Below are 24,783 nucleotides of genomic sequence, written 5' to 3'. Positions count from 1 at the left end.
ACGCAAATTTGAGGTTCTTAATATCGCCATTATGGCCCATTTATTCGCCACCGACTTTGCCCTTTGGAGTTAGTGGCTTGTAATATCCCATAGCGAAAATCTATGCAGTAAGGGACAAGTCTGTCGTGGCTAATGGTAGTTAGGTGAAAATGATCAATAAAAAAGCCGAACCCTAAGGTTCGGCTTTTAATGCTAAAGATAACGCTACGCTCAACTCACTGAATCTACAGATTCAATCCGTAATGTATCAACATCATTAACTCAGCAGGATATGGTTTAAGATACGCTTCTCCGAGATGGGATAAGCCGTTCCCAGCGCCTGTGCAAAGCAAGACACCCGATACTCTTCAATCATCCAACGGGCTTCAATCAGTGCCGCAGGTACGGGCTGTGAGCGCGGCACCTTGGCAAGTTGCGCCGCTAAGGCCTCCTGCACTTTAGTGATACTTTGCATATGCAAACGGTCACGGGTCGGATCCACAGGCAACTTATCGATACGGGTTTCAATCGCCTTTAGGTAACGCGCCACATCCGCTAAGCGATTCCAACCACAGGCTTCGACGAATCCCTTAAACACTAATTGGTCTAATTGGCTTTGAATATCACTCATCGCAAAAGCGATATCTAAGCTAATTTTACCCTTAGTCCGCTTTTTAATGCCCTGATAGAGCGTCAAAATCTGCTCCACTTTTAGGGCGATTTGCTCAGCCGTTGGATTCAGCTCTTGGCGTACCCAATCCTTGGCCTGTTCGAACTGAGCGGCATCGCGTACATCCAGCGCCTTTTCATCAAGCAATTGCTGCACGGCTGCGGCAATGATGTCATCAATCAGAATTTGCACTTGGCCAAAAGGATTGAAATACATTGCCAGCTTTGCCTTGTTTGGCAGTGCCTGTTGCAGGTGTTTTACTGGTGATGGAATATTGAGTAACAGCAGACGACGTAGACCTTGACGATGCGCCGTCTGTGCCTCAAATTCATCATCAAATAATTTGATAGCAACTGAGTCTTTATTGTCTATCAGCGCGGGGAAAGCCCGCACTTGATAGTTGCCCTTACGCTGTTCAAATTGTTTTGGTAAGTCGCCAAAGGACCACTCGGTGAGCGCTTCTTTCTCAATGCCCTTATCCGCTACTTGACGAATCGCCTTAGCGACCACGCCCTGTAACTCGGCCTTTAAGGTATCGAGTACCCGCCCCTGTGCGACTAACTTGCCCTTGTCGTCCTCAATCTTAAAGTTCATTTGCAAATGCGCGGGCATCTGCGTGACATCAAAATCTTCAGGATTGACGCGGGTGCCACTCATACGCAAAAGCTGTTTGCACATGGCGTCGAGTAAACTGGCGCTAAAGGGCTGCATTGCTTGCACGCAGGCTCGGGCATAATCGGGCGCAGGCACAAAGTTACGTCTTAGTCCTTTAGGCAAAGACTTAATCAGCGCGACGCATTTCTCCTCACGCATCCCCGCCACAAGCCAATCGAAATCCGTATCATCGATTTGATTGAGTAGCGCCACTGGAATATGCACAGAGACGCCATCATCACTCGCCGCAGGATCAAAGTGATAACTCAGTTGCAGGCGGATATTGCCCTTGTGCCAAGTATCGGGGAAATCGAGCGCCGAGATGTGATCGGCGCTGCGCTGCATGAGCAGTGACTTATTAAAATCGAGTAAATCGGGCTGAGTTCGGCGCGCTTCTTTCCACCAGCTAAAGAACTTAGGCGCGTTATAGATGCCTTCGGGAATGCGCGGCTCGTAAAAGTCCATCAACACTTGTTCATCGACCAAAATATCGCGGCGACGGGACTTGTGCTCGAGCGCTTCGACATCCTCCAATAACTTTTGGTTAGCGAGAAAGAAGGCTTCTTTGGTTTGTAATTGCCCTTCGGCAAGTGCGCTACGGATAAAGATCTCCCGCGCTTCAACAGGATTAATCGGCCCGTATTGCACGCGGCGGCGATGCACCACGGTCAAACCGTAAAGCACTTGGTTTTCAAAGGCAATCACACTGCCCTGTTTCGCCTCAAAATGTGGCTCTAGGTGATTCTTTTTAATCAGATGCGCCGCTAACGGCTCGAGCCATTCTGGCTCAATTTTGGCGCAGCAGCGGGCAAACAGCTTAGAGGTTTCGGTCAGCTCAGCCGCCATGATCCATTTCGGGCCTTTTTTCGCCAGCGGTGAACCTGGGAACACAAAAAACTTACGATTGCGCGCGCCTAAGTATTCGTTGTTATTATCCTTAAAGCCGATATGACTCAGCAAACCCGATAACAACGCACGGTGCAGCGCATCGTAGTTGGCTGGCGTCTCGTTTAAGCGCCACTTTAAATCGTGAACCGCTTGTTTTAGCTGAGTATATAAATCCTGCCATTCACGCACACGCAGGTAGGCTAAGTACTCGTCGCGGCATTTTTTACGGAACTGGCTGGCGGATAATTCCTTTTGCTGCTCTTTTAAGTGCTGCCATAGGTTCACCCAACTGACAAAATCTGAATGGGGATCGGCAAAACGGCGATGGGCCTCATCGGACGCCTGCTTTTTATCCATGGGACGCTCGCGGGGATCTTGAATCGACAGACCCGCAGCGATCACTAGCACTTCCTGCAAACAGCCCAGCTGATGACTCTCCACCACCATACGCGCTAAACGCGGATCCACCGGGATCTGCGATAGCTGACGCCCAAGCGGCGTTAACACTATATTGCCCTTCTGCTGCTTAACGGCTTGTAATTCCTCAAGCAGTAAGAAGCCATCGCGAATATGGCGCGGATCGGGCGGCTCAATAAAGGGGAACGCCGCAATATCGCCAAGGCCGATGGCGAGCATCTGCAAAATCACCGAGGCTAAGTTGGTGCGTAGGATTTCGGGATCGGTAAACGCGGGACGACTGTTAAAATCCGCCTCATCGTATAAACGAATACAAATACCAGGGCCAACACGGCCGCAGCGACCTTGACGCTGATTGGCACTGGCCTGTGAAATGGGCTCGATGGGCAGGCGCTGCACCTTAGTGCGATAACTATAACGGCTGATCCGCGCAGTCCCAGGGTCAATCACATAACGAATACCAGGGACGGTGAGCGACGTTTCCGCCACGTTAGTGGCAAGCACGATGCGACGCCCAGTATGGCTGCTGAATACCTTGGACTGCTCGCCGTAGGAGAGGCGCGCATATAACGGCAAAATCTCGGTATCGCGGTAATTGCGACGATTAAGCTGCTCGGCGGTATCACGAATTTCGCGCTCGCCGTTCATAAAGATCAGAATATCGCCCAAGCCTTCGGCGACTAATTCGTCAACGGCAGCAAAAATCCCTTCGATTTGGTCGAGATCCGCTTCGGTATCTTGCACTAACGGGCGATAACGGGTTTCCACCGGATACGTCCGGCCAGAGACTTCGATAATAGGAGCATTATTGAAATGCTTAGAAAAACGCTCAACATCGATAGTCGCCGAGGTGATGATAATCTTAAGATCGGGGCGTTTTTTCAGAATTTGCTTGAGGTAACCCAAGATAAAATCGATGTTGAGGCTGCGCTCGTGCGCCTCGTCGATAATGATTGTATCGTATTGATCTAAATAGCGATCCGAGGTGAGCTCCGCCAGTAAAATCCCGTCAGTCATCAGCTTAATATAGGATTCACTCTTTAAGGCATCGGCAAAACGCACCTTAAAGCCCACCAGTTCACCGAGCGGACTTTGTAATTCTTCGGCAACACGTGTCGCCACGCTGCGCGCCGCTAAACGCCGCGGCTGGGTATGACCAATAAAGCCGCGACTACCAAGGCCCAGTTCTAAACAGATTTTGGGGAGCTGTGTGGTTTTACCCGAACCAGTTTCACCCGCAATGATCACCACCTGGTTTTCACTGATGGCTTTAGCGATCTCCTCGCGCATGCCGCTAACGGGCAGATTATCTGGATATTGGATTTTCGGGCGCGCCTTAAGACGCTGCTCGACCTTTTCGAACGCTGCTTGCGCCTGCTCTGCAAGTTTGGCTAACTCTTGGGTTTTCTTATCAGAATCGGCTTCTTTATTGAGCTTAAATAAACGGCGGCGGATCCGCGAGGCATCACTTTGAAAGCACTGCTTGAGAAAGTCGCTCGATAGCGGATGTTTGTCAGAGTTCAAAACCAAATTCCATTGCTAGCATCGAAAACAGCGATCCTAGCAAGGAACGTGACGTATTGGTACGACTAATTTGGCCTCAAAAGGATGAAAAATAGGCAAATTAATCACCTTTTGAAAGGCTTAGCGCTTAGAGCTTAGGCGGGTGCTAAGTAACATTGCTGCATATACACATTCATGGCGCGCAGCACATTGGTGCGGTTAATGGTGCCAACGACTTTGCCCTGCTCGACCACGGGATAAATCTTAGGTTTAGAGCCAAGCATTTGCTCTGCTAATTGCAAAATACTGTCATCGGGACCGACATACAAGACTTCGGTGCGCATACAATCTTTTACCACTGAGGTCATATCACAGTGATAACTGCTCTTTAGCATCACGGCTAAACAATCTTGCTGGGATAAAAAGCCCACTAAATCGCCGTTATCATCCACGACAGCGGCACCCATCTTGTTATTATCTAACAGTTTTTCAACCGCAGTGGCCAGCGACATATTGGCGCGTAGCAATACGGGTTGACGATCCATATGGTCGCGTATTTTTATTGAATCCATAGCAATCTCCCCAATCTATCCTTTACCAACTCAACACACCTACGCTTTGAGTCTAGTCAAAATCTCGCAAGTAGTAAGCGATTAATATCGATTGAACTTATCTATTTGCCTATCCGGATGGATATTGGGTGAACAAAAATGCTATTTAGTGGGCCTAAATTGGATCTTAAAACGCCCATTGTGATGGTAACGCGTTGAGGATATGAGCCTTAGCGCTCACTTCACGTGCGCTAAGGCAATTGATATGGGTTATTGGTCCTGCCAAATCATCACTTGGGCAGGCTCGCCATTACTACGGGTAGCGCGGTACATGCCTTCGGTGTTAAATGGCGTGGCAATATTGCCCCTGTGGTCGACCGCTATCACACCACCAGAGCCGCCAGCGGTGATAAGGCGTTGATTAATCACTTCATCTGCCGCTTGAATAATGGATTTTTGCTGGTATTTCACCTTAGCGCAGATATCGCCCGCCACTTGGTAGCGAATAAAAAACTCGCCGTGGCCCGTGGCCGACACAGCGCAAACGCCGTTTTCGGCATAGGTGCCAGCCCCAATCACGGGCGAGTCTCCAATGCGACCAAAACGCTTGGCCGTCATACCGCCAGTCGAAGTCCCCGCCGCTAAGTTGCCGTTTTTATCTAAGGCGACAGCTCCAACGGTACCAAATTTATAATCGAGATCTTTCATCTCAATACCCGCAATTTGATCTGATTTTTCAGCCGCCTGCAGTTTTTGTCTGGCATCGAGTAATTGCTGATAACTGGCATCGCTATCGAAATGGCTGTTAGGTACCAGTTTAAAACCTTGGGTTAAGGCAAACTCCTCGGCGCCTGCGCCCGACAGCATGACATGCTCGGACTTATTCATCACGGCTAAGGCCAAATCGATGGGATTAGCGATATGGCGCACACCCGCTACGGCGCCCGCATTCATGGTTTTACCATCCATAATCGACGCATCTAACTCGTGGCCGCCATCATAGGTGTAAACCGAACCGACACCGGCGTTAAACAGCGGGCTGTTTTCTAATACATTGATAGCGGTTTGCACCGCGACTAAGCTATCACCGCCCTGCTCAAGCACTTTTGAGCCTTTGTCGACGGCTTCTTTGAGCTTGTCTTTGTAGGCCTGACGCAGCTCTGGCGTGAGGTTGGCCTTAGAAATCGTGCCAGCGCCACCGTGGATCGCAATGGCAAAAGGTTTTTCATTCGCTTGGGTATTTTGTGACATAAAAAGTGCACTCGAGAGAATTAAACTAAAGGTGGCTAATTTTATTTTCATTATTTACATCCCCTTAAACAGTAACGTCCTTTGTAACCATTTCAATGACTAATTTCAATCATCTCCTTGCCTGTTGCGGCTATTCTGGCGACAATGAACTCACATCACAGGGATTATAAAGTGCAGCGATACTTGCAAATAACGTCATTATCTTTTCGTCTTCATTTGCTACTTGGCCTGAGTTTAGTGACATCGGGGGCGATGGCCGCCGATAACTTGTTAACGCTTTCAGTGAACGGGGTCGACGAAGCCCTAAAGCGTAATATTCTCGCCCACTTAGGTGCTATGCCCGACTCCGAAGTGCAGCGCCGAGCCTTCTTATTTAACGTGGAAGACAATGTCTCCACCGCCCTCGAGTCCATGGGCTATTACCATGGCGAAGTGGAAGAACAGTTAGTCGAAAAAGAAAAAGGCCCATGGGAATTAAAGCTCACGGTCAAAGCGGGCGAACCGGTAAAGATCCAATGGGTTGATATTAATTTTTCCGGTGAGATGCTCGACGATCGCGCCTTCGATAAGTGGCTTGCGGAGGTGAATATCAAGCCTGGGGATACGCTCAACCATGGGGTATATGCCGATGTGAAATCCCAACTGGTGACGCTTGCCTTGGCGAGGGGGTATTTCGATGGCGAATTCACCGAGTCACAAATCAAAATCAACCGCGATTTAAACACGGCGCAAATTAGCCTGCATTTTAATTCAGGCGCACGTTACCGTTTTGGACAAGTAAGCTTTGAGGGACACACCTTAGAGCCGGATATTCTCACTAAACTTATCCCTTTCAAAGAAGATGCGGCCTATTCGACCCGTCGGGTCAGCTCTCTAAACCGCCAATTGTTGGATACGGGCTATTTCGCCAATATCAAGGTCATACCGCAGATAGATCAGGCAAAGGATAACCAGTTGCCCGTCAAGGTGGAGCTCACCAATAAGGCCAGCCACTCGATTGAATTAGGTCTCGGTGGCGACATAGGTCAAAGCGCAGATAAAACCTTCGATCCGCGAGTACGGGTCACTTGGCGTACGCCACAAATCAATAAATACGGTCACTCCCAAGAAACCAGTTTGGAGTGGTCGCCTGACAGGCCTAAGTTTTTAACCACTTATACGATTCCGCTGACTCATCCCTTAGACGATCAACTCAAAATTCGCCTAGGCTTGCTGCGGGATAAATACGGGGTGACCCAGATTTACGAGCCCGAGAACCGCGATTTTCGTAACACGGGACAACTGGAATCGACTAAGTATTTGCTCGGACTACTCAGGCAGCAACGCTTGGATAATCAATGGCTGATGACCTATTCCCTCGATGCGATTCGCGAGGAATATACTCAGTCCGATACCGATTACAGCCCCAGTTTTTATCTGGCGGGGATTAACTTTTCTAAAACGACCCGTGGGGATAACTCACTCGATCCTAAGTCTGGTTTCAGGCAAATGTATAGCTTAGATTATGCCGATCCTTATCTTGGCTCCGAGACACGCCTTGCCCGCTTACAGGCCAAGTTTAAGTGGATTGACACCTTTTTTGATAACCACAGAATCGTGGCGCGTATGGATCTCGCCGCCAACTTAGCCAATGAAAATGAGCTGGCCTTTATTCCACCATCACTGCGCTATTTTGCCGGTGGCGACCAAACCATACGTGGTTATGGCTATCAAGAACTTGGGCCTTATCTCGATTACATCGATGCCGATGGCAAAGTCAATCGTGAAGTTATCGGTGGTCGTTATCTCATGGTTGGCAGTTTGGAATATCAATATTACGTCACCCCGACTTGGCGTGTTGCCACCTTTGTGGATGCGGGTAACGCCTTTGATAACAATCAGTTTGAACCCGTAGTCTCAGTGGGTGGTGGTATCCATTGGATCTCCCCCATTGGCCCAATTAAGTTAGATTTAGGGGTTGGTTTGAAAGAGACAGACACCATTGACCGTTCATGGCGCATTCACTTAACCATGGGGACAGAGCTATGAGCAAGCCCCCTATTCATGAGCCTAATGCAACGGCTCAACAAGAGAATCAAATCCCTGAGCAATTGTCTTTGGAACAAAATCCAACGTGTGTGCAGCCCAAAACACTTAAGCTGCGCATTTGGCAAATATTTAAACTCTGCACGCGGATTATTGTTTACGTTCCCTTAAGTCTTTTGGTGTTAACGGCATTACTGCTCGGGACTGAAATTGGCTCGCGGATAACGGTGGGTTTAGCCGATAAGTTTGTGCCCGATCTGGCGCTCACCTACACCTCTGGCTCGTTAAATAAAGATCTCACCTTAGCCCACGCCAGTTGGTCGATGGATGGGATTAAGGTCGAGCTCAAGGATTTACATTTGGCATGGCAACCCACTTGTCTGCTACAAAAGCAGCTGTGCGTGAATGCCTTAACGGCGAGCCAAATCGATGTCAATATCGATACCGAGGCCTTAAGCTCAGGTTCCACTGAAGCAGACGTTACCCCCGAAAATGATCAGCCGAGTGAACTGGTTCTGCCCTTTGGCATAAAGCTCGACAGCGCCGAACTGAACAACATCAATATTGCGGTCGATAAGATGCGCTTTTCGGCAAATCATATTCAGACCGCTGCAACTTGGTTTGCCGAAGGACTGACGGTCGAGCAGCTTAGCAGTGAAGGCTTGGCCGTGTTAATTCCAACCGACGACAGTCCTGCGCCAGACACAGATCCTCAAGGCGCAGGCACTCAAGCTACAGGTACTCAAGCCACTGACACTCAAATCACAGGCACACAAGTCACTGACACCAAGGCAGCCGAGACAGCTGCAACTGCAGCGGCAAAAACCACGACCGCAGCGGCGACAACTCAGCCTGAGACCGAAAAATCAACAACCACAGTGGCGACTGCAAGTGCTAAAGCTTCAGCGGACAAGCCAATTGTCGAAAAGAAACCTTCTACGGAAACTGCCGCAAATCCTCAAGCAGATAAACAAACGGATGAAAACGCCGATAAGCAAGCATCTACAGAGGAATGGGCACTTGCCCATTTACCACAGGTTTTTATGCCTTTCCCGGTGGATGTCAAGCACCTCAGTTTAGACAACAGCCGTTTACAGATTGGTCCGCGCGAAGATCTATTTAGTCATATTGAGCTTCAAGGTCAATTTGCCAAGTATCAGTTAACTCTAGAAAAACTGCTGCTTGCCCATAGTTATGGCGAAGTGTCTGTGGTGGGTCAACTCGCCCTCGAACAGGACTATCCGCTCGCGCTTGAGGTTCAGGCCAATGTCACTCAGGTTGCCGAGTTGCCAGAACTGACCCATCAACAATTAAGCCTAACCCTTAGCCAAAGCGTCGGACAACTGGGGATCCACGCCCTTGCCAAAGGGGATGTGGATTTTAGTCTCAATGGACAATTGACCCTCAAAGATCCCACGCTGCCCTACAAGGTGAAACTGGAAAAAGTCCGCGCACAGTGGCCGCTGCAACATGCCGAGTATCTTGTGAGCGACCTCAATCTCGACAGCCAAGGCTCCCTCACTCAACAGGCCGCGACGCTCAATGGAAATGTCATCACACCTTTCCATAAAGTGTTAGCCATTAGCAGTGAGCTTCATCATCAGGGTGCAAAGCTCGATATTAAGCAGTTTACTGCGAAGGGCGAACTAGGTTCGGTCGATGTGACTGGTGAGCTAGATTACGCTAAGGCGATCACTTGGAAAGCCAAGGTATTGCTCGATAATCTGAAATTACAGGAAATCACACTGCCGGAAACTGCACAGACTCCAGAATCAACACCTACAAAGGACGCTAAAGCACCGAGCACAAATACCGATAAGCCAGCGCCAGCAATAACAAATGCTCCCGCTCCTGCGACAACAACTGCAGCTGCAACTACAAATGCAAAAGCAACTACAACTACAAGTGCAAGTGCAAGTGCAAGTGCAAGTGCAACGAGCAGCTTGCCAAACAGTTTAATCTCGGGCCAATTGCAGACCACCGGGCGCCTGTTAGATAAACAGTGGCAAGTGGCTCTAACGGACACCCAACTGTCAGGCACAATGCAGGGTTATCCGTTTGATATCACAGCCGATGTCAGCATCAACGATAAACTGTATATCAGCGCCAAAGGTGTCAATGCCAAGGTATTGGGTTCCACCTTAACCTTAGCGGGCGAAACCAACAAAACCTGGAACCTTGAGGGTAAACTGCAAGTCCCCGATTTCGGTTTATGGTTGCCCCAGGCCAGTGGTCAATTGCAGGCCGATATCAATGTCACTGGGGAAGAGAAACATCCACAAGTCGAGTTAACCGCGCAACTGGTCGATCTGGTGCATCAAAATATTAAGCTCAGGGAGTCAACACTCAAGGCTTACTATAAGCCTTTGGATGCCCATGAGTTTGCCCTATCACTCAAGTCAAAGGCACTGCAACTTGGCTCACAGAGTTTAGATACCGTGACCTTGGGCAGTAAAGGCGATATTCAAAACCAAAAATTGACTCTCAGCGCCACAGGGGATCTTGGGCTCGAGCTTGGCGTCACTAGCCAATACGATATGAAAAAATCCCAACTGCAGGCGCAGGTGAATAAAATCAACTTGGCAACCCCCGTCGGACGTTGGGAGATAGATAAGGATATTCTTGTCGGCTGGGATCAAAATAAGTCCAAAGGCAATATCAGCCCCTTCTGTCTAGTGAATCCCAACAGTAAGGTTTGCCTCGATAATCAAGTGACTATTGGCAAAACTGGCGAGGCTCAGCTCAGTTATGCGGGCAATCTAGGCAAGCTATTAGTGCCTGTATTACCCAACAATATGCAGTGGGATGGCAGTTCTTCACTGTTGGCAAATTTTGCTTGGGCGGCGGGACGTAAACCCACGGCCAATGTCGACTTTAATTTTACTCCCGGTAGCATCAAGCTTAAACGAGCCAAAAACCGTGAAGTCACCATTAATTATCAACAACTTGATTTCAAAGCTAACTTAGACGCTAAACGACTCCTCTCGTCAATTAGCTTTGAATCGGAAGATGTCGCCAGTTGGCAGAGTGAGGTCACGGTCAACGTAACGCCGGACAGAACCTTGTCGGGTTACGCCAATATCAAGCAAATTAACCTGCAACCTTTAGGTGAGTTTTTCCCGCAGCTCAATACTCTCGAAGGCTTGCTCACCAGCAGATTAAACTTTGCTGGCACCTTGGATGCGCCAGAAGTGTCGGGCAATGTGTCCTTAACCCAAGGCGCCCTCGCATTGACGGCCAACCCTACGCTTATCAATAAAATCGACATGTCGATGGACTTGGGCGGTCAACAGGCATCCCTCAAAGGCCGCTGGATGATGGGCAATGGTTTGGGGCGTGTTACGGGTGATATGCGCTGGCCTCAGGGCCAATTCAGTGGCGAGCTTGCAATTAAGGGCGACAAATTAGCCGTGATCCAACCGCCACTTACGCTACTTGATGTCTCGCCCGATCTCACCATCGCCTTTAGCAGTCAACAGCTCGAACTCAAAGGGGTTGTCGATGTGCCTTCCGGTAATATCAAAATCGTCCAACTCGCTGAAGGCGGTGTTGCCCTGTCGGAAGATGTGGTCTTCGATGACTCGATTGCCGCGGCGCAACCTAAAGCTAGCCCCTATGCCATTGTGGCGGATCTAAACATTAATGTCGGTAACGACTTAAAAGTCGATGGCATGGGCCTTAAAGGTAAACTGCAAGGAACCTTAAAACTGCAGCAACAGGCGTTCCGCCCACCACTGCTATTTGGCGATATTAAAGTCAAACAAGGCAGCTATAAGTTTATGGGACAAACCCTGAAAATCCGTACCGGTGAAGTGCAGTTTGTCGGCCCGACATCCGTGCCTAACTTAAATATCGAAGCTATTCGTGAAATTAAGAGTGAAGATCTAGTCGCGGGTGTCCGTGTCACGGGCACGCCCGCCCGCCCAGTGGTAACCCTGTTCTCTAACCCTGCTAAGGAGCAAGCAGAGATCCTGTCTTACATTATCAAAGGCAGCGGCTTTAACAGCAGCAATAACGAGCAGAACAATTCGTTGATGATGGGAGCGGCGCTGGGCTTAGGTTCACAGGTCGGCGGCGGTGGCGCCATCAATAACATTGGCAGTACCGCCACTGGGATTATTGAAGAGTTTGGCTTCTCTAACGTACAACTGGACACCAACGATGAGGGCCGCGTGGCGATCAGTGGCTTTATCGGTGATAACCTGATGGTGAAATATGGTGTTGGGGTATTTAACCCAGGCTATGAGATGACGGTCAGATACTACCTGTTATCGCAACTCTATCTGGAAACGGTATCAGGTACCTTAGGCCAATCCCTCGATATCTATTACAACTTCAATATCAAGTGATGCTCCCCCGCGTAGTTAGGTTGCGCGGGGATAATTTTATGTTCTTGTTCGTTAAAAAACAGCCACAAAAAAAGCGCCCTATAGGCGCTTTTTTGCTTCAATCACGCGATTAAGCGTAAACGAAGTCAACGTGCTCGATCATTGGCTTGAACGCGTGACGTTGCATAGCTTGTGCACGAACACCTACTTCTTTGCCATCTAAAACGATAGTCACAACAGAAGTGTAGAAGTCTTCGTTAGTTTGAATGTTGATGATGTCTTTGTGATCAAAAACAATAGAAACTGGCTCTTTGCCTGCGCCGTAGATAACAGCAGGAACTTTACCTGCATGACGTAGGCGGCGGCTCGAACCTTTCCCTATTTCAGTGCGGGTTTGTGCTTGGATAGTGTAAGACATGTGTTTCTCACTTAAATTTAGAGTAAAAACCGTCACCATTTTCGACCAATGGTGACTCATATAAAGCGCGCGCATACTAACACAGTTACTCAGCAGGTACAAGAACAGCCCCACTCTTAAACCTGAATGATACCGAGCGGCTATCGTTATAAATCACAAAGAGTATTTATTGAATTGGAAAACTTGTTTGTAGCCTGTTAAATAGCCGAAGCGGCTTTGATCTGAATCAAAAAACCCGCGATCTTGATCACACTTAAGCCAGTCGATGCCTGCTAAGCTCGGGCAAATTTTGTCACTTTAGTCTTGTCAAACATGCGTCACGAGCTGTATTTATTGCAACAAGAAAATCGTCTTTCATGCCAATTAGCCCGTGAACTCGTCTCACTTATCGAAACTGTACCCTATCAGCAGACCACGATCGAATTGAAACTGTTAGAACTGCTCGCCTGCACTCAACAAAAAAATCGTAGCTTACTGATGTTGATGCAGCTTTGTGAATCATCCGCGGTTGAAGGCCAACGACTCAGGCAATTTAAGTTTTCACAGTGCCTCAATCAGCATGTGAACGACTGGCAACAACACCGGGAAATGAACAAGCTTGGGCAACTCTTTTTGCCGCTGTTAAAACATTATTTGCAGGATATTCAAGCACTCGAGCTGCAGTTTTATCAGCAGCTCTCAGTGCAAAACGATAAGACTACCAGTGGCGGACTGGGCCACAGTCAACATGCACAAAACCTGACTTAGGGTAATAACCCACTCCTCCTAATTTAAGCGATAACGCCGCATCACGAAGGGTCTTTAGGTTCACACCCGGGATAGCGATGTCCATTGCCATGCCTTGCATGTGATAACTTTTCTTTGCCACCCCACTGCTCTTACCCGCCAACATGGCGTTAGTCTTGGGCGAACGATAACCAGAAATCACATGGATCTCATTCTCCGTATTGAGGGTGCTCTTGAGGGTGTAAAGCAGATCGAATAAGCGTTTATCCATGGGCGCCGCCACATTCTGGCGATGATCCCGCAGCAAGTGACTAAAATCATTCAACACTTCGCTCTGGTAATGGCCGTCAATCCAATAACTGCCATTGTTATGCTCGCCCGTGTGGCGATTGTAGAGGCTGAGATCGCGAACCCCTTTGGTCGACCGACTTGCAAACGCTTTAGAAGGAATTAAAGAACACAATGCCACACCACTGAGGCCTAACAACAACTGCCTACGGGCAGGACAAAGTAACGTCACATCATCACCTTTTGTTCGTTTTTTGGACACTAAAACCGCAAATTATACTGAATCGCCATTCAGATCAAGCCTTGACTGGCTCACAAGATTTCAGATTTCAAAATCTCTTAAAAGTTCAGGTCGTTATAGAATGTAAAAAATTGCTGCAGGCACCGCCTGGGTAAACTCAACTTCTAAGTGATAAATATCATTGCGATATTGAATTTGCCCAGCATCATCAAGCCATGCTGTCCAATAAACCGTGTAGACAGGCATGGTATCTGACAGCGCAAACCATTGGGATTGAGTGGTATTAGGCGTTAATTTGTCCCAAAGGCGCGTATCTTTAACTAAGTGAGTTTGAAACCAGCGGGCCAGCTCCTCGACCTTTTCAACCCGAATGCAACCCGATGATAAGGCCCTATCGGTCTTTTTAAAGAGACTTGGCTCAGAAGTTCCGTGCAAATACACACTAAAACTGTTGTCGAAATGAAATTTATATCGACCTAAGGCGTTTTTCGCCCCGGGGCGTTGCACTAAACGATAGGGAAAATGGCTGGACGCTAACTCTTGCCACTCCTGCGGCGAATGTTCGACTCGCGCGCCGTCATAGTCGTAAACATCAAACCCGCGGTCCTGCAGGTAATGACCATCTTGGCGTATATGGGGCATGATATCGCGCCGCACAATGGTGCGTGGCACTCGCCACTGTGGATTGAGCACCACGCTGGAGATATGACTACTTAGCAGCGGTGTTGGCCGCGATGCTTTGCCCACTATTACTTTTGAATTAAGGATCACCTTCCCCGCTTCGACGAATTGCAGCTCAAATGCAGGGATGTTTATCACCAGATAGCTTGCAGGTAAGGTGCGAGTAAAAAGCTGCTGCCTAAGGGTATTTTTCGCCAGCAGCTTTGCCCGAGCATAGGGAGATTGATTAAGCCAATACAGGGTTTGTTTACCTATCACCCCATCCGCCTGTAAGCCATGCTGGGTTTGAAAGTTTTTGATCGCGCGAACCAGTTCATCATCATAAGGCATGGAATTGTTATCAGTTGAAGCCTGCTCAGTCCGTGCAACTGTTCCAGCATGAGTTGTTGCGTCTGGTGAAATGATGTCTGGCTCAATGGTTGGCTCAGATCCTAGTTCAGATACTGGCAAAGCTGCTTCATCGGCTACAGACTCGGAAGCCGTGCTAGGCATCTCTGCTAGAAAACCTAATAGGAAAAGGCGCTGTGCAATCGGCGCAATGAGCGGGCTCTCTTGCCCTGGACTGAGCTTATCTTCGAGGATGAGTGTCTCCCACGAAGAGGATTCCGCTAACGCCATCAATTGCTTCAACTTGAGGACCACAGCGCGAAAATACGTATCCTTAGGGATCAGTGCTGCCGATAGGCATGGCGCAGTGCATTCAGCTTGGGCATCAAGATACTGCCAATAGTTATCCAATTGCAGCTGCATTTGGCGAAGCTTCAATTGCTCCTCGTTATTCAGCGCCCTATGTTGCCACTGGATCAACTGTTGATAATTGGCGCTAAAAACCGGGCTAACATCGGCAAGACTCAAGAGTAAGGTTTGCCCTAGAATTTGCTCAACTGCAGTGTCTGGGTCAGCGACTTCTGCGGAAGGCGGAAGAGCGGGCTGTTCAACCCTTTCTGCTTCAACGCTTAAAGGTGCTGTTACCAGTGGTTCGGCGGCGTAGGATTCTATGACTGCAAGCGAAAGTCCCATCAACAATGCACCGAGTGGCCAGCGCTTAAGTGAACTAAAGCTGCGGTTGGATGTATTAGGATTTAGCGTTAATCGACTCACAGGCATCATAAACGTCCCCTGTCACAGCAGATTCTTGACCGTAAAATTACCGCAAGTGCAAACATCGACACTCAATTCACCAGTAATCTGTGTTCACTATAGCTGAAGCCGTTGCCGAAATGCAGGCGAGCAAAGGGATAAAACAAAAATGCCACTGACAGACGTCAGTGGCATTTCAATTATTTGACAACAATTAAGCCCATTAAGCGAGGTGAATTATTACCCTAAAAACGTGTTACCTAGCAGAAAGAGACCAAGTCTTCTGGCACAAACTGCTCTGGCAGCTTTTGCAAGCTTCGCAGCATCAGCGGATTGGCTAGCACCAGCGCCATCTCCTGACGGTTAAATAACGCCAAGGCACTCTGTTGGCACTGCGCTTCATGCACTTTTACGTGCACAATAGCTTCAACCGGTTCAATGGGTGTACCCGCCGCACGCAGTGGCTGCTTATCAACCATAGCTAAATGCAGTTCCATTAACGCTGGATCTTTTAACACTTGCGCTAATGTCCAAGGCTGCTCGATATGCGCCTGATAAGCGGCACGTGCCTCTTGAGCACGAATACAGATAGGCGCAGGATTACGCTCCTCTGGCGTGGCCAAAATGCCAATGCGTTTAAAGAACTCACCAATTTTGATTGACCCCGTCCACGCCGAAATCGGCACGGCTAACCACAGACCAATCAAGGCGGGGCTCATCCACGCAAGCAATGTTAAGGAGTCCAAAATCGCCGCATAACCTAACATCACGCCCGCCAGCATATGCCAGCGGTGGCGATAGATCAGGGTTAACCAAGGCATGCTGCCATCGTCACGGCGCTGTGGAGACCAGCCACTGTCACGCCCCATCAGAATCGACATCACCGCACCGCAGTGGATAAACATCATGATAGGTGCGATTAGCGCAGAGAGGATCACCTCAAAGATCACGCTCAAAATCGCCTTGATGCGACCACCGACACTGCGGGCAAAATTTCCATCTTTTAGCAGCAATAATACGCCGAAAATCTTAGGTCCAAACAACACGCCCATAGTGATATAGAACAATCTTAATGCCCTATCCGAGTCCATGATTGGCCATGTCGGGAACAGCGAGAATTGGTCGGTAAAATACTCAGGACGAATAAAGTGTGCCTGCAACGCGAGCATCAAACCAGTCAGAATCAATAACAACCAGAATGGCGATGACAGATACGCCATAATGCCCGTCATTAAGTGCAAACGGCTGACCCAGTGCAAACCTTTAGTTGGCAGAATACGGGAATGCTGTAAGTTACCTTGACACCAACGGCGATCGCGCACGGCTAAATCGACAATAGATGGCGGACATTCTTCATAAGAGCCGGGTAAGTCGTAGGCAATGACCACACTCCAGCCCGCACGGCGAATCAGCGCCGCTTCGACAAAGTCATGGCTTAGGATATGACCACCAAATGGCGGTTTACCCTTAAGGTTTGGTAGACCTGCTGCGCCCATAAAGGCTTCGGTACGAATAATAGCGTTATGGCCCCAGAAGTTACCTTCTTTTTGTACCCACCAACCAAGCCCCGTACCAATCACAGGACCATAAATACGCGCCGCAAACTGCTGCAGACGCGCCATTAAGGTGGTGCCATTGATGAGCGATGGAATCGTCTGGATAAGTCCGGCGTCAGGATCGGCCTGCATACGTTGTGCTAAGCCAGTGATGGTCGATGACTCCATCAAACTGTCAGCGTCCAGCACCAATAAGTGATCGTAGCGAGAGCCCCATCGGCGGCAGAAATCCGCCACGTTACCCGCTTTACGCGCCACGTTCTTACGACGGCGGCGGTAATACACGCGAGAATGTTTATGGGTTTCTTGGCGTAGCACTAAAAACGCCTGTTCTTCTAACAGGGCGATTTCAGGATCTGTGGTATCACTTAAGATAAACCAATCGAATGCATGGCCATGCCCCGTTTGGGATAAGGCTTCCGCCATCACTGATACCGCGGAGAACACCCGATCAGGCGACTCGTTATAGGTTGGCATCAAAATCGCGGTGCGGGTATGTAGCTCAGTCTGTTCAAGCTCGTTTGGCTTGGGCTTTTTCAGCAACATGAAGAAGCCTGCGATACCACTACAAAACGCCAAGGCAATCCAGCAGAAATTAATCGCAAACAGCGCCAACATCAGATATTCGAGGGGAGTGATCCCTCCGATACTGAATACAGCGCCCATTTCGTAGATAGCAAAAGCAGACAGCGCCAGAGCTCCGCCCACGACAAAGAATCGACGGGATACCTTAGAACGTACACCATTGGCAACGGTGCTACGACGCGGAAATCCTTCAGGCATTTGGCTTAAGCTTTGGGGTTCCATTGCGCCAGGCCTTTCATTAGGCATGGCGCTACCACCCACGAGCACTTCAGTCTCAAGAACCGAATTCTCGGATACAGTCATATTATGTCGCTCCGTCATGGACCTTAAAGCGTCCAGCGATAGAGCCAGGTTTCAACCTGACGCGGTGTTGAGAACTTGAGTTCGGCACGTAATTCGATAAGTTCCTTATCTTCTGGCTCCAACTCAAACGCGAGGCGATAACCATTGTTGGCCGCGTTACGCGCAATAACCACATTTGAAATCACCCCACCGGAAGACTCAACCTTCGCGAGCGGTAATTCATCGGGCATGGCGCCGTTAAGATGATAATCCACGACAAACAAACGTCTTGGGGTCGCTTTTGCGATGTCGGCACGACCACTGGCTGTACGACTCACCACGACAGAATTGGTTTTCGCCACTGGCTCCTCGCCCCAGCTCATACGGTAAGCAAAATGATATTCGCTGCCCGCAGGAATAGGCTGACGCGGCTTCCAGAAGCTCACGATATTATCATGAATTTCTGATTCTGTTGGAATTTCTGTCAGAACGACCGCACCTTGTCCCCAGTTACCCACAGGTTCAATCCACAAACTTGGACGACGCTCGTAGTGGGCTTCGAGATCTTGATAAGAGGCATAATTGCGTTCACGTTGAATTAACCCAAAACCCTGTGGCGAGTTGTCAGAAAATGCACTTACCTGTAATTGGCGTGGGTTAGCCAGTGGGCGCCATAGGTGCTCACCGCGGCCGTTAAACATTAACAAACCGTCTGAATCGTGGACTTCGGGTCTAAAGTCGTCGGTATCATGGCGGCCATTGAGTGAATGTAAGAACATGCTAGTACTTGGCGCTAGACCCACTTTGCTGAGTTCGACGCGAGGGAATAATGTCGCTTCAACGTCAATTTGGGTGTTGTCACCAGGACGCACCGAGAAGCGATACGCACCCGCTACACTTGGGCTATCGAGCAATGCATGAACCACGATCAGGTTGCTGTCGTAGGAAGGACGTTCAACCCAAAATGCGCGGAAAATCGGGAACTCTTCCCCTTCTGGATCTGCGGTTTTCAAGGCTAAACCACGGGCAGATAAACCATAGGAGTTACCTTTACCTAAGGCACGGAAATAGCTCGCACCTTGGAACACCATCAACTCGTCATAAACGCCGTTGGTGTTTAACTGGTTATGAATGCGAAAGCCTGAGTAACCAATGTCATCATTTGGCAACGCTTGAGTGATAACCTCACCCGCAGTGAAATACTTAGGCTCGTAGGCTAAGTGAGTCGCTTGGTTAGCTTCAACAATGGCAATTTCGATTAAATCTTGGAAATAGAAGCCACGGTGAAACATTTGCATTTGGAAGGGTAAACCTTGATCGCGCCAAATCGACGAAATCGGGTTAAAGCGAATGTCACGGTATTCATCGTAGGTTAACTTAGCGAGGCCTGCTGGCAGCGGATCCTTTAGTACCACATAGGGTTTAGAAGCCAACTTGCGAGCTAACTTCACGACTGAGTCGCCATCAAAGGTGCCCGTTTTAGTAAATCTCACTTGATTTTTGTTCGCCGGCTGAGCCGTCGCCTTAGGTGGACTCACCACAGGTGTGGCGGGTTTGTTTTCAGCAGGCTTTGTCTCTTCAGCAAATGCCGAGCTCGACAGCGCAAATGCTGCGCTAAGCGCCAGTGAGCAAATGAGTGAAGAAGAAGGTTTAAACGATTGGCAACGCAACAAGCTAACCATAGGATAGGTAACCTAAAAATAAACTAAGAAATCAACGTTTTTTGTGTGCACAGTGAAATTTTTTTACCGCTGTTTGAACGAAAAAAAACACAGGCTGTTACATATCGCGAAAGATATCAGAAGGAGTAAAAAACTCATAAATAAAGATGCAGTTAACTCCTTTTGCACGATACTATTTAGCAATATACTTATACCAATAAAGAATATCAAATTCGAATTAACATACCAATTTGATCTTTAAAAGTTACAAGTGCTAATAAAGTGCTGCCAAGTTCGCATAATAGAAACAAAATCAATCTGTTTTGCAAATTTGCGGTATCACTCATCTTAGCGATTTGCCCTAACTACAAATCTTAGATGATGCCTGCCAATACGCGAGCCAGCGGGCATAAAATAATTATGTTAAGGCTGCGAATCGCGTTGAAATACCATTTGAAATGTGAGTTACAGGGGAAGCGCAAGCGTGACCACTAAACCGCCATTTTCACGGGGCGTGATCGTCAATTCTCCTTGGTGTAAATCAATGATGTGGTGGCAGATGGACAGCCCCAATCCCGCGCCTATTCCTTCATTTTCATTGACGCGGTAAAAACGCTCCGTCGCACTGGCGATTTGCTCCAGAGTCATGCCCTGCCCGCGGTCGGCGATCTTTATCTCGACATGGGTGTGGGTGACTGCGGCACTGATACTAATCTCAGTTTCGACAGGACTGTATTTACAGGCATTTTCGATGATGTTTTTTAGCACGATCAGCAGGTAAAACCGATCGCAGTTGAGCGTTAATGCCGCATCGATCTCGATTTGCCATTCATAGTCGGTGATCAGTGGCATTAGCTGATTCAGCGCATCTTCCACCATTGGCAGTAACAGATGAGGTTGCACATTGAGTTCGGCAATCGAATCGACCCGCGCAAGCAACAAAAGTTGCTCAACGGTGTGACTCATATGCTTCACACCGGCATCGATAGCGGCAAGGTGAATACGCTCCGCATCACCCTCGCCCACTAAACCTTCTAACCCCTGTTGATGTAATTTAATCACGGATAAGGGGGTTTTTAACTCATGGGCCGCATCGGCACTAAAGCGACGCTCCCTCGCAATAAAGTGCGCAATGCTGCTGATATATTGGTTTAGCGCGCGGCGCACAGGCACAAGCTCCTTAGGCAGTGACATAGTGAGCGGCGTGAGATCGTTAGGCGAGCGTGCCATTAACTCGCGCTCGAAGGACTTCAACGGCCGGAACAAGATGTAAAACAGCAAGCTGACGATAAGTAAGGTCAAGGGCACAACGATCAGCGGCACGATTACGGCATTGTGCATAATTTGCGAGACCAGCTCTTGGCGCACTTCATCTTGCTGGGCTGTGATTATCCAGACTTTGTGTTTGACCGAAAAAAAACTGAACACATGCCACAGCTCCCCTTCAAACACTTTTTTGCTATAGCCTTGAACAAACTTAGTTATGGGTTGTCGGCCGATATTGTCTGAAAACACCAGCGCTTGCCCCGCCTCGCTCCAGATCTGAAATGCGAGTTTGTGCTCATAGGCCAGCTTTAATGCATCGGCCTTTTGAGCAAAGGTACTGATCTGGCTATCGGGGACATGGAGAACTTGCGGCAGCTCTTGTGGCGTTTTAAATTCCGCCTCATCGTGATAAAAAAGCTCAAGCATTTTCGCGCTTTGCAGCATTTGCGCATCAAATAACTCTTCGATTTGATGCTTAGAATCCCGGGTGCTGAACCAGCTTGAAATACCCACGGAAACCGAAATCCCCGAGAGCATCAGCAAGGTTAATAACAAACGTAATGAGTACACATCCAGCACCTTGAGTCGATTCACCCCATAGTCCCCGTCGTTTATGGTGAGAGTAAACATGCCTAAAAGGCTGTTACTAAATACCGATAAACGCCGAGTTTGTCACTTAAATCCTGACTCTCGCGTTAATTTTCAGGTTAATTGACTTCGGTTAGGGTATAGCCAATGCCGCGTACGGTCTTAATCAAGTCATTGGCTAACTTTTTACGTAAATGGTGGATATGGACCTCAATCGAGTTGCTGCCAACCTCATCCCAGCCATAGGTTAACTGCTCTAGCTGATTACGAGTTAACACTCGGCCAGCGGATTGCGCCAGTTCGAGTAGTAGCTGAAACTCCCGACGTGATAGCGGCACATTTTGATCGCGAAAACTCACCTCACGGGTGTTGAGGTCAATACTTAATGCACCGATATTCAAGCTGTTATTATCCAGACCATATTGCCGGCGGACGATCGCCCGAATGCGCGCGGCTAACTCACGCACATCGAAGGGTTTACCTAAATAATCGTCGGCGCCGATATCGAGGCACTCAAGTTTGGTATCAAAATCCGTGTTGGCCGTGAGCACAATGGTCGGAATCGACACGCCCTCTGCCCGCCACGCTTTAAGTAGCTCCTTACCATTGCCGTCGGGTAAGCCTAAATCGAGCACTATGGCGCTAAAGGTTTCATTCTTAATGCCCACTAATGCTTGCTGATAACTACTTAGGTGATCGACCTGCATCCCCATTTTGGCAAGGCTCAAGCAGATCCCTTGGGCTAATAACTCGTTGTCTTCCACTAACATGATACGCATTGATAATGCCCTATCGAAAAATACTAGATTGCACCGATTGCTCGGCTAAAAAGGCTTCGGCCTGCTCACCCTGTAACATGGCCATGGTGGCCAACATGCCTGCGGTGACGCAGTTTGGCCCAAGAACTGTCACCGAGCGCGGCGCCCCACTTACCGGATAGCCAGTGCGCGGATCGACAATATGCCCATAACGCTTGCCATCAACTTCAATAAATCGCCGTGTATCACCGCTGGTTGCTAAGGCGCCTTGGGTGATGGCAAGCACTTTGGCGGCATGGTCAAGCTGATGTGGATCTTCAATCCCTACCTGCCAAGGCACAGCATTGGCCACCGGACAGGCGATATCACCACCAAAATTAACCAATACCGAGATCCCCGCATAGGACTCGGCAAGCTCATAGGCGACCCTATCGACCGCATATTCCTTGGCGATACCGCCAACATCGAGCTGCATGCCTTGGGGCATCAGCAACTCTTGGGAATTAAACTCAATACGCGCAAATCCCACTAAGGCTCGCGCAGCCTCAATATCCGCTTTGGCGGGCATCTTGGCGTCCTGCGTAAAACGCCACACTTGCATTAACGGGCAGGCCGAAATATCAAATAGCCCATCACTTAACTCAAAGCATTGTTTCGCAAAAGCCAACAGTTGCCAGGTTTCTTCATCGATTGACTGCCGTTTGCCATCGGCATGATTCAAACGCCATAGATAATTGCCTTCAATAAAACGACTGTACTTTTGCTCGATTCTTCGCGCCCCACGGGCCGCCATATCGAGCATATCGTAGGCGATATCTTCATCATGACTGGCAATCAATAGCTCACAGGGACTCGCCATGGCCCTAAACTCGCCCAAAAATCCCCAATCACGGCGCACGAGTCGATAAGGCGCATTAGGGGAAACTGCTGGCATCTTCGTATCCTTATTCTGTACTTCGCGTAACGCTCAATATGGGCAACATGTCCCATATTGATGCACTTTGTTTACGGCTCAGTAACAGAGTATACCTTTAAAATGAATAACTAAACTGCGCCGTTATCGCCTTTTGGGTTGGGAACAAGTCGTAGTTTTGCAGCTCGCCAGGGATCGTTGTGCCATTGTTTTTCGGATCCTGTTGGTAATATTCCAAGCGATACGTCATCTCATGGCCGCCTGACAGACGGTGGCCAAACTTAACCCCTATGGTATAAGCACTCATATCACCAATGCGGTAATCCGCACTGGCAAACTCGGGTAGCGGCGTATCGGCAAGCAGGAACGGCTGATAGAAATTCACCGCCGACTGTTGGTAATAACGTAAGTGCAATTGCCCGTAGAAATTGCCACTAAAGTAATAGCGGTAGTGGGTTTCTAAGGTGTGCGAAGTTAAATCCCAATCGTCGGTGCTATAGCGGTAGGAAAAGTCCACAACACCTGAATCGAGTGCGCCTTTGGTCATCACATAAAAGCTGTGTTTCAGGCGCGAATCGGGGCGATTCTCGTAGACTATGTCCTCAGTGGTGCCGTTATTGTCCACCACACTCAACACTTTATAGGGATCGGTTAAATAGCCGCTGACACTGGATAATCCATAGTTCGCCTGCAATAACCACCGCTGATTCAATATTTGGGTAATACCTAACATCAAATCGACGGTTTGTTTATCATCGCTGCTCGTTTGGCGAGTCGCATCGAATGCCGCGCGATAGGCTTCATCCGTGGTAAAGTTATCGCGGATCGCCATAGAGGATAAGGCCACGGGTCTGCCACCCACGGGATCAACCACATCGAAGCTGTAAGACGTCCCTAAAAACAGCGTGGTGTTGTCCTTGTTAAAACCACGTTCTAGCCCGGCATTGATGCCCATCGACATATAGTCGAATTCCTTAGAGCCATAGACGCCGCCGTTGACTTTCCAATCGGAATTAAGCGCCTGTGACCAGTTAGCACTGCCCTGTACTCGGGTATCGTGGAAGGTATCATCGAGCGGTGTCTCACCCGCCGCCACTTTATACTGGCCATTACCGGAAGGACGGGTAAAGGTTTGGCTGTCGCTTTGGGCTACCGCGCCTGAAGCCGAAGCACCGGTTAAACTGTCGACCACCAGTTTTAAATCCAACACACTGTCGTCGCCAAAGTTTTTTTGCGCCGTCCCAATGGCTTCGATTGCCTGCACCCTGTCTTGCTCACCGTAATACATAAGCGCGGCATCGACTTTCCAATCATCGGCATTTTTTGCAAGCTCAGAGGCGTGACCATTAGAGACAAACAAGCCACAACTGGCTAAAGCCAAGGCACTAGCAATGTGTTTAGTCTGCGGTTTAGCTTGGAGAACTTGTGGGGCTATTGAGTCTAACTTATTGTTATTATTTGTCATGGCTGACAA

The 24,783-nt window shown here is 48.9% G+C and carries 15 protein-coding genes; 3 read left to right on the top strand and 12 right to left on the bottom strand.

The genetic code is table 11. From position 1 onward, the window contains the following. Positions 1-256: 256 nt before the first annotated feature. The 3 genes from hrpA to SHEWANA3_RS09990 all read right to left on the bottom strand — a co-directional run bounded on the left by hrpA (position 257) and on the right by SHEWANA3_RS09990 (position 5,964). Positions 257-4,138 carry an ATP-dependent RNA helicase HrpA gene (gene hrpA / locus SHEWANA3_RS10000; RefSeq protein ID WP_011716897.1) on the bottom strand — a complete coding sequence of 1,294 codons (3,882 nt, stop codon included), beginning with the start codon at positions 4,136-4,138 and terminating at the stop codon, positions 257-259. A gap of 128 nt (positions 4,139-4,266) precedes the next feature. Next, complete coding sequence (locus SHEWANA3_RS09995) at positions 4,267-4,683, bottom strand: CBS domain-containing protein (protein ID WP_011716896.1); 417 nt, start codon at positions 4,681-4,683, stop codon at positions 4,267-4,269. Between the two features lie 249 nt (positions 4,684-4,932). After that, positions 4,933-5,964 (bottom strand): isoaspartyl peptidase/L-asparaginase, encoded by a 1,032-nt coding sequence (locus tag SHEWANA3_RS09990; RefSeq protein WP_011716895.1) that lies wholly within the window; start codon positions 5,962-5,964, stop codon positions 4,933-4,935. 120 nt (positions 5,965-6,084) lie between these two features. Here SHEWANA3_RS09990 and SHEWANA3_RS09985 point away from each other — a divergent pair, with 120 nt between their 5' ends. Beyond that, on the top strand, positions 6,085-7,941 hold the full coding sequence (locus SHEWANA3_RS09985) for an autotransporter assembly complex family protein (protein WP_041412619.1): 1,857 nt from the start codon (positions 6,085-6,087) through the stop codon (positions 7,939-7,941). After that, positions 7,938-12,287, top strand: coding sequence for a translocation/assembly module TamB domain-containing protein (locus SHEWANA3_RS09980; RefSeq protein WP_011716893.1), 4,350 nt, complete (start codon positions 7,938-7,940; stop codon positions 12,285-12,287). Before SHEWANA3_RS09985 ends, SHEWANA3_RS09980 begins: the two co-directional genes overlap by 4 nt. Positions 12,288-12,396: 109 nt before the next feature. Here the strand turns inward: SHEWANA3_RS09980 and rplY are convergent, their stop codons facing one another. Continuing rightward, a complete protein-coding gene (rplY, locus tag SHEWANA3_RS09975; RefSeq protein ID WP_011622605.1) occupies positions 12,397-12,684 on the bottom strand; it encodes a 50S ribosomal protein L25 in 288 nt (95 codons plus the stop codon). Between the two features lie 312 nt (positions 12,685-12,996). Here rplY and SHEWANA3_RS09970 point away from each other — a divergent pair, with 312 nt between their 5' ends. Further along, positions 12,997-13,431, top strand: a complete 435-nt coding sequence (locus tag SHEWANA3_RS09970) for a hypothetical protein (RefSeq protein ID WP_011716892.1) — start codon at positions 12,997-12,999, stop codon at positions 13,429-13,431. Here the strand turns inward: SHEWANA3_RS09970 and SHEWANA3_RS09965 are convergent. From SHEWANA3_RS09965 to SHEWANA3_RS09930, 8 genes are all read right to left on the bottom strand, one after another. Further along, positions 13,382-13,930 carry a DUF882 domain-containing protein gene (locus tag SHEWANA3_RS09965; protein ID WP_011622603.1) on the bottom strand — a complete coding sequence of 183 codons (549 nt, stop codon included), beginning with the start codon at positions 13,928-13,930 and terminating at the stop codon, positions 13,382-13,384. The two genes, SHEWANA3_RS09970 and SHEWANA3_RS09965, sit on opposite strands and share 50 nt — an antisense overlap. A 123-nt stretch (positions 13,931-14,053) precedes the next feature. Beyond that, positions 14,054-15,730, bottom strand: coding sequence for a L,D-transpeptidase family protein (locus SHEWANA3_RS09960; RefSeq protein ID WP_011716891.1), 1,677 nt, complete (start codon positions 15,728-15,730; stop codon positions 14,054-14,056). Between the two features lie 230 nt (positions 15,731-15,960). Further along, entirely contained in the window at positions 15,961-18,144 is a 2,184-nt protein-coding gene (gene mdoH / locus SHEWANA3_RS09955; protein WP_011716890.1) for a glucans biosynthesis glucosyltransferase MdoH, read from the bottom strand. Between the two features lie 23 nt (positions 18,145-18,167). After that, positions 18,168-19,805: a glucan biosynthesis protein G gene (locus tag SHEWANA3_RS09950; RefSeq protein ID WP_011716889.1), complete on the bottom strand. Its 1,638-nt coding sequence runs from the start codon at positions 19,803-19,805 to the stop codon at positions 18,168-18,170. Positions 19,806-20,249: 444 nt separating this feature from the next. Further along, positions 20,250-21,644, bottom strand: coding sequence for an ATP-binding protein (locus tag SHEWANA3_RS09945; protein ID WP_011716888.1), 1,395 nt, complete (start codon positions 21,642-21,644; stop codon positions 20,250-20,252). A 113-nt stretch (positions 21,645-21,757) separates the two neighbouring features. After that, on the bottom strand, positions 21,758-22,417 hold the full coding sequence (locus SHEWANA3_RS09940) for a response regulator transcription factor (protein ID WP_011716887.1): 660 nt from the start codon (positions 22,415-22,417) through the stop codon (positions 21,758-21,760). 10 nt (positions 22,418-22,427) lie between these two features. Further along, positions 22,428-23,330, bottom strand: coding sequence for an FAD:protein FMN transferase (locus tag SHEWANA3_RS09935; RefSeq protein WP_011716886.1), 903 nt, complete (start codon positions 23,328-23,330; stop codon positions 22,428-22,430). Between the two features lie 97 nt (positions 23,331-23,427). Further along, on the bottom strand, positions 23,428-24,774 hold the full coding sequence (locus SHEWANA3_RS09930) for a DUF3570 domain-containing protein (protein ID WP_011716885.1): 1,347 nt from the start codon (positions 24,772-24,774) through the stop codon (positions 23,428-23,430). Positions 24,775-24,783 lie beyond the last annotated feature (9 nt).

The organism is Shewanella sp. ANA-3 (assembly GCF_000203935.1).
Lineage (GTDB): Bacteria > Pseudomonadota > Gammaproteobacteria > Enterobacterales > Shewanellaceae > Shewanella.
Note: the sequence above shows the minus strand (reverse complement) of the source record. Positions and strands in the feature narration are given on the sequence as shown.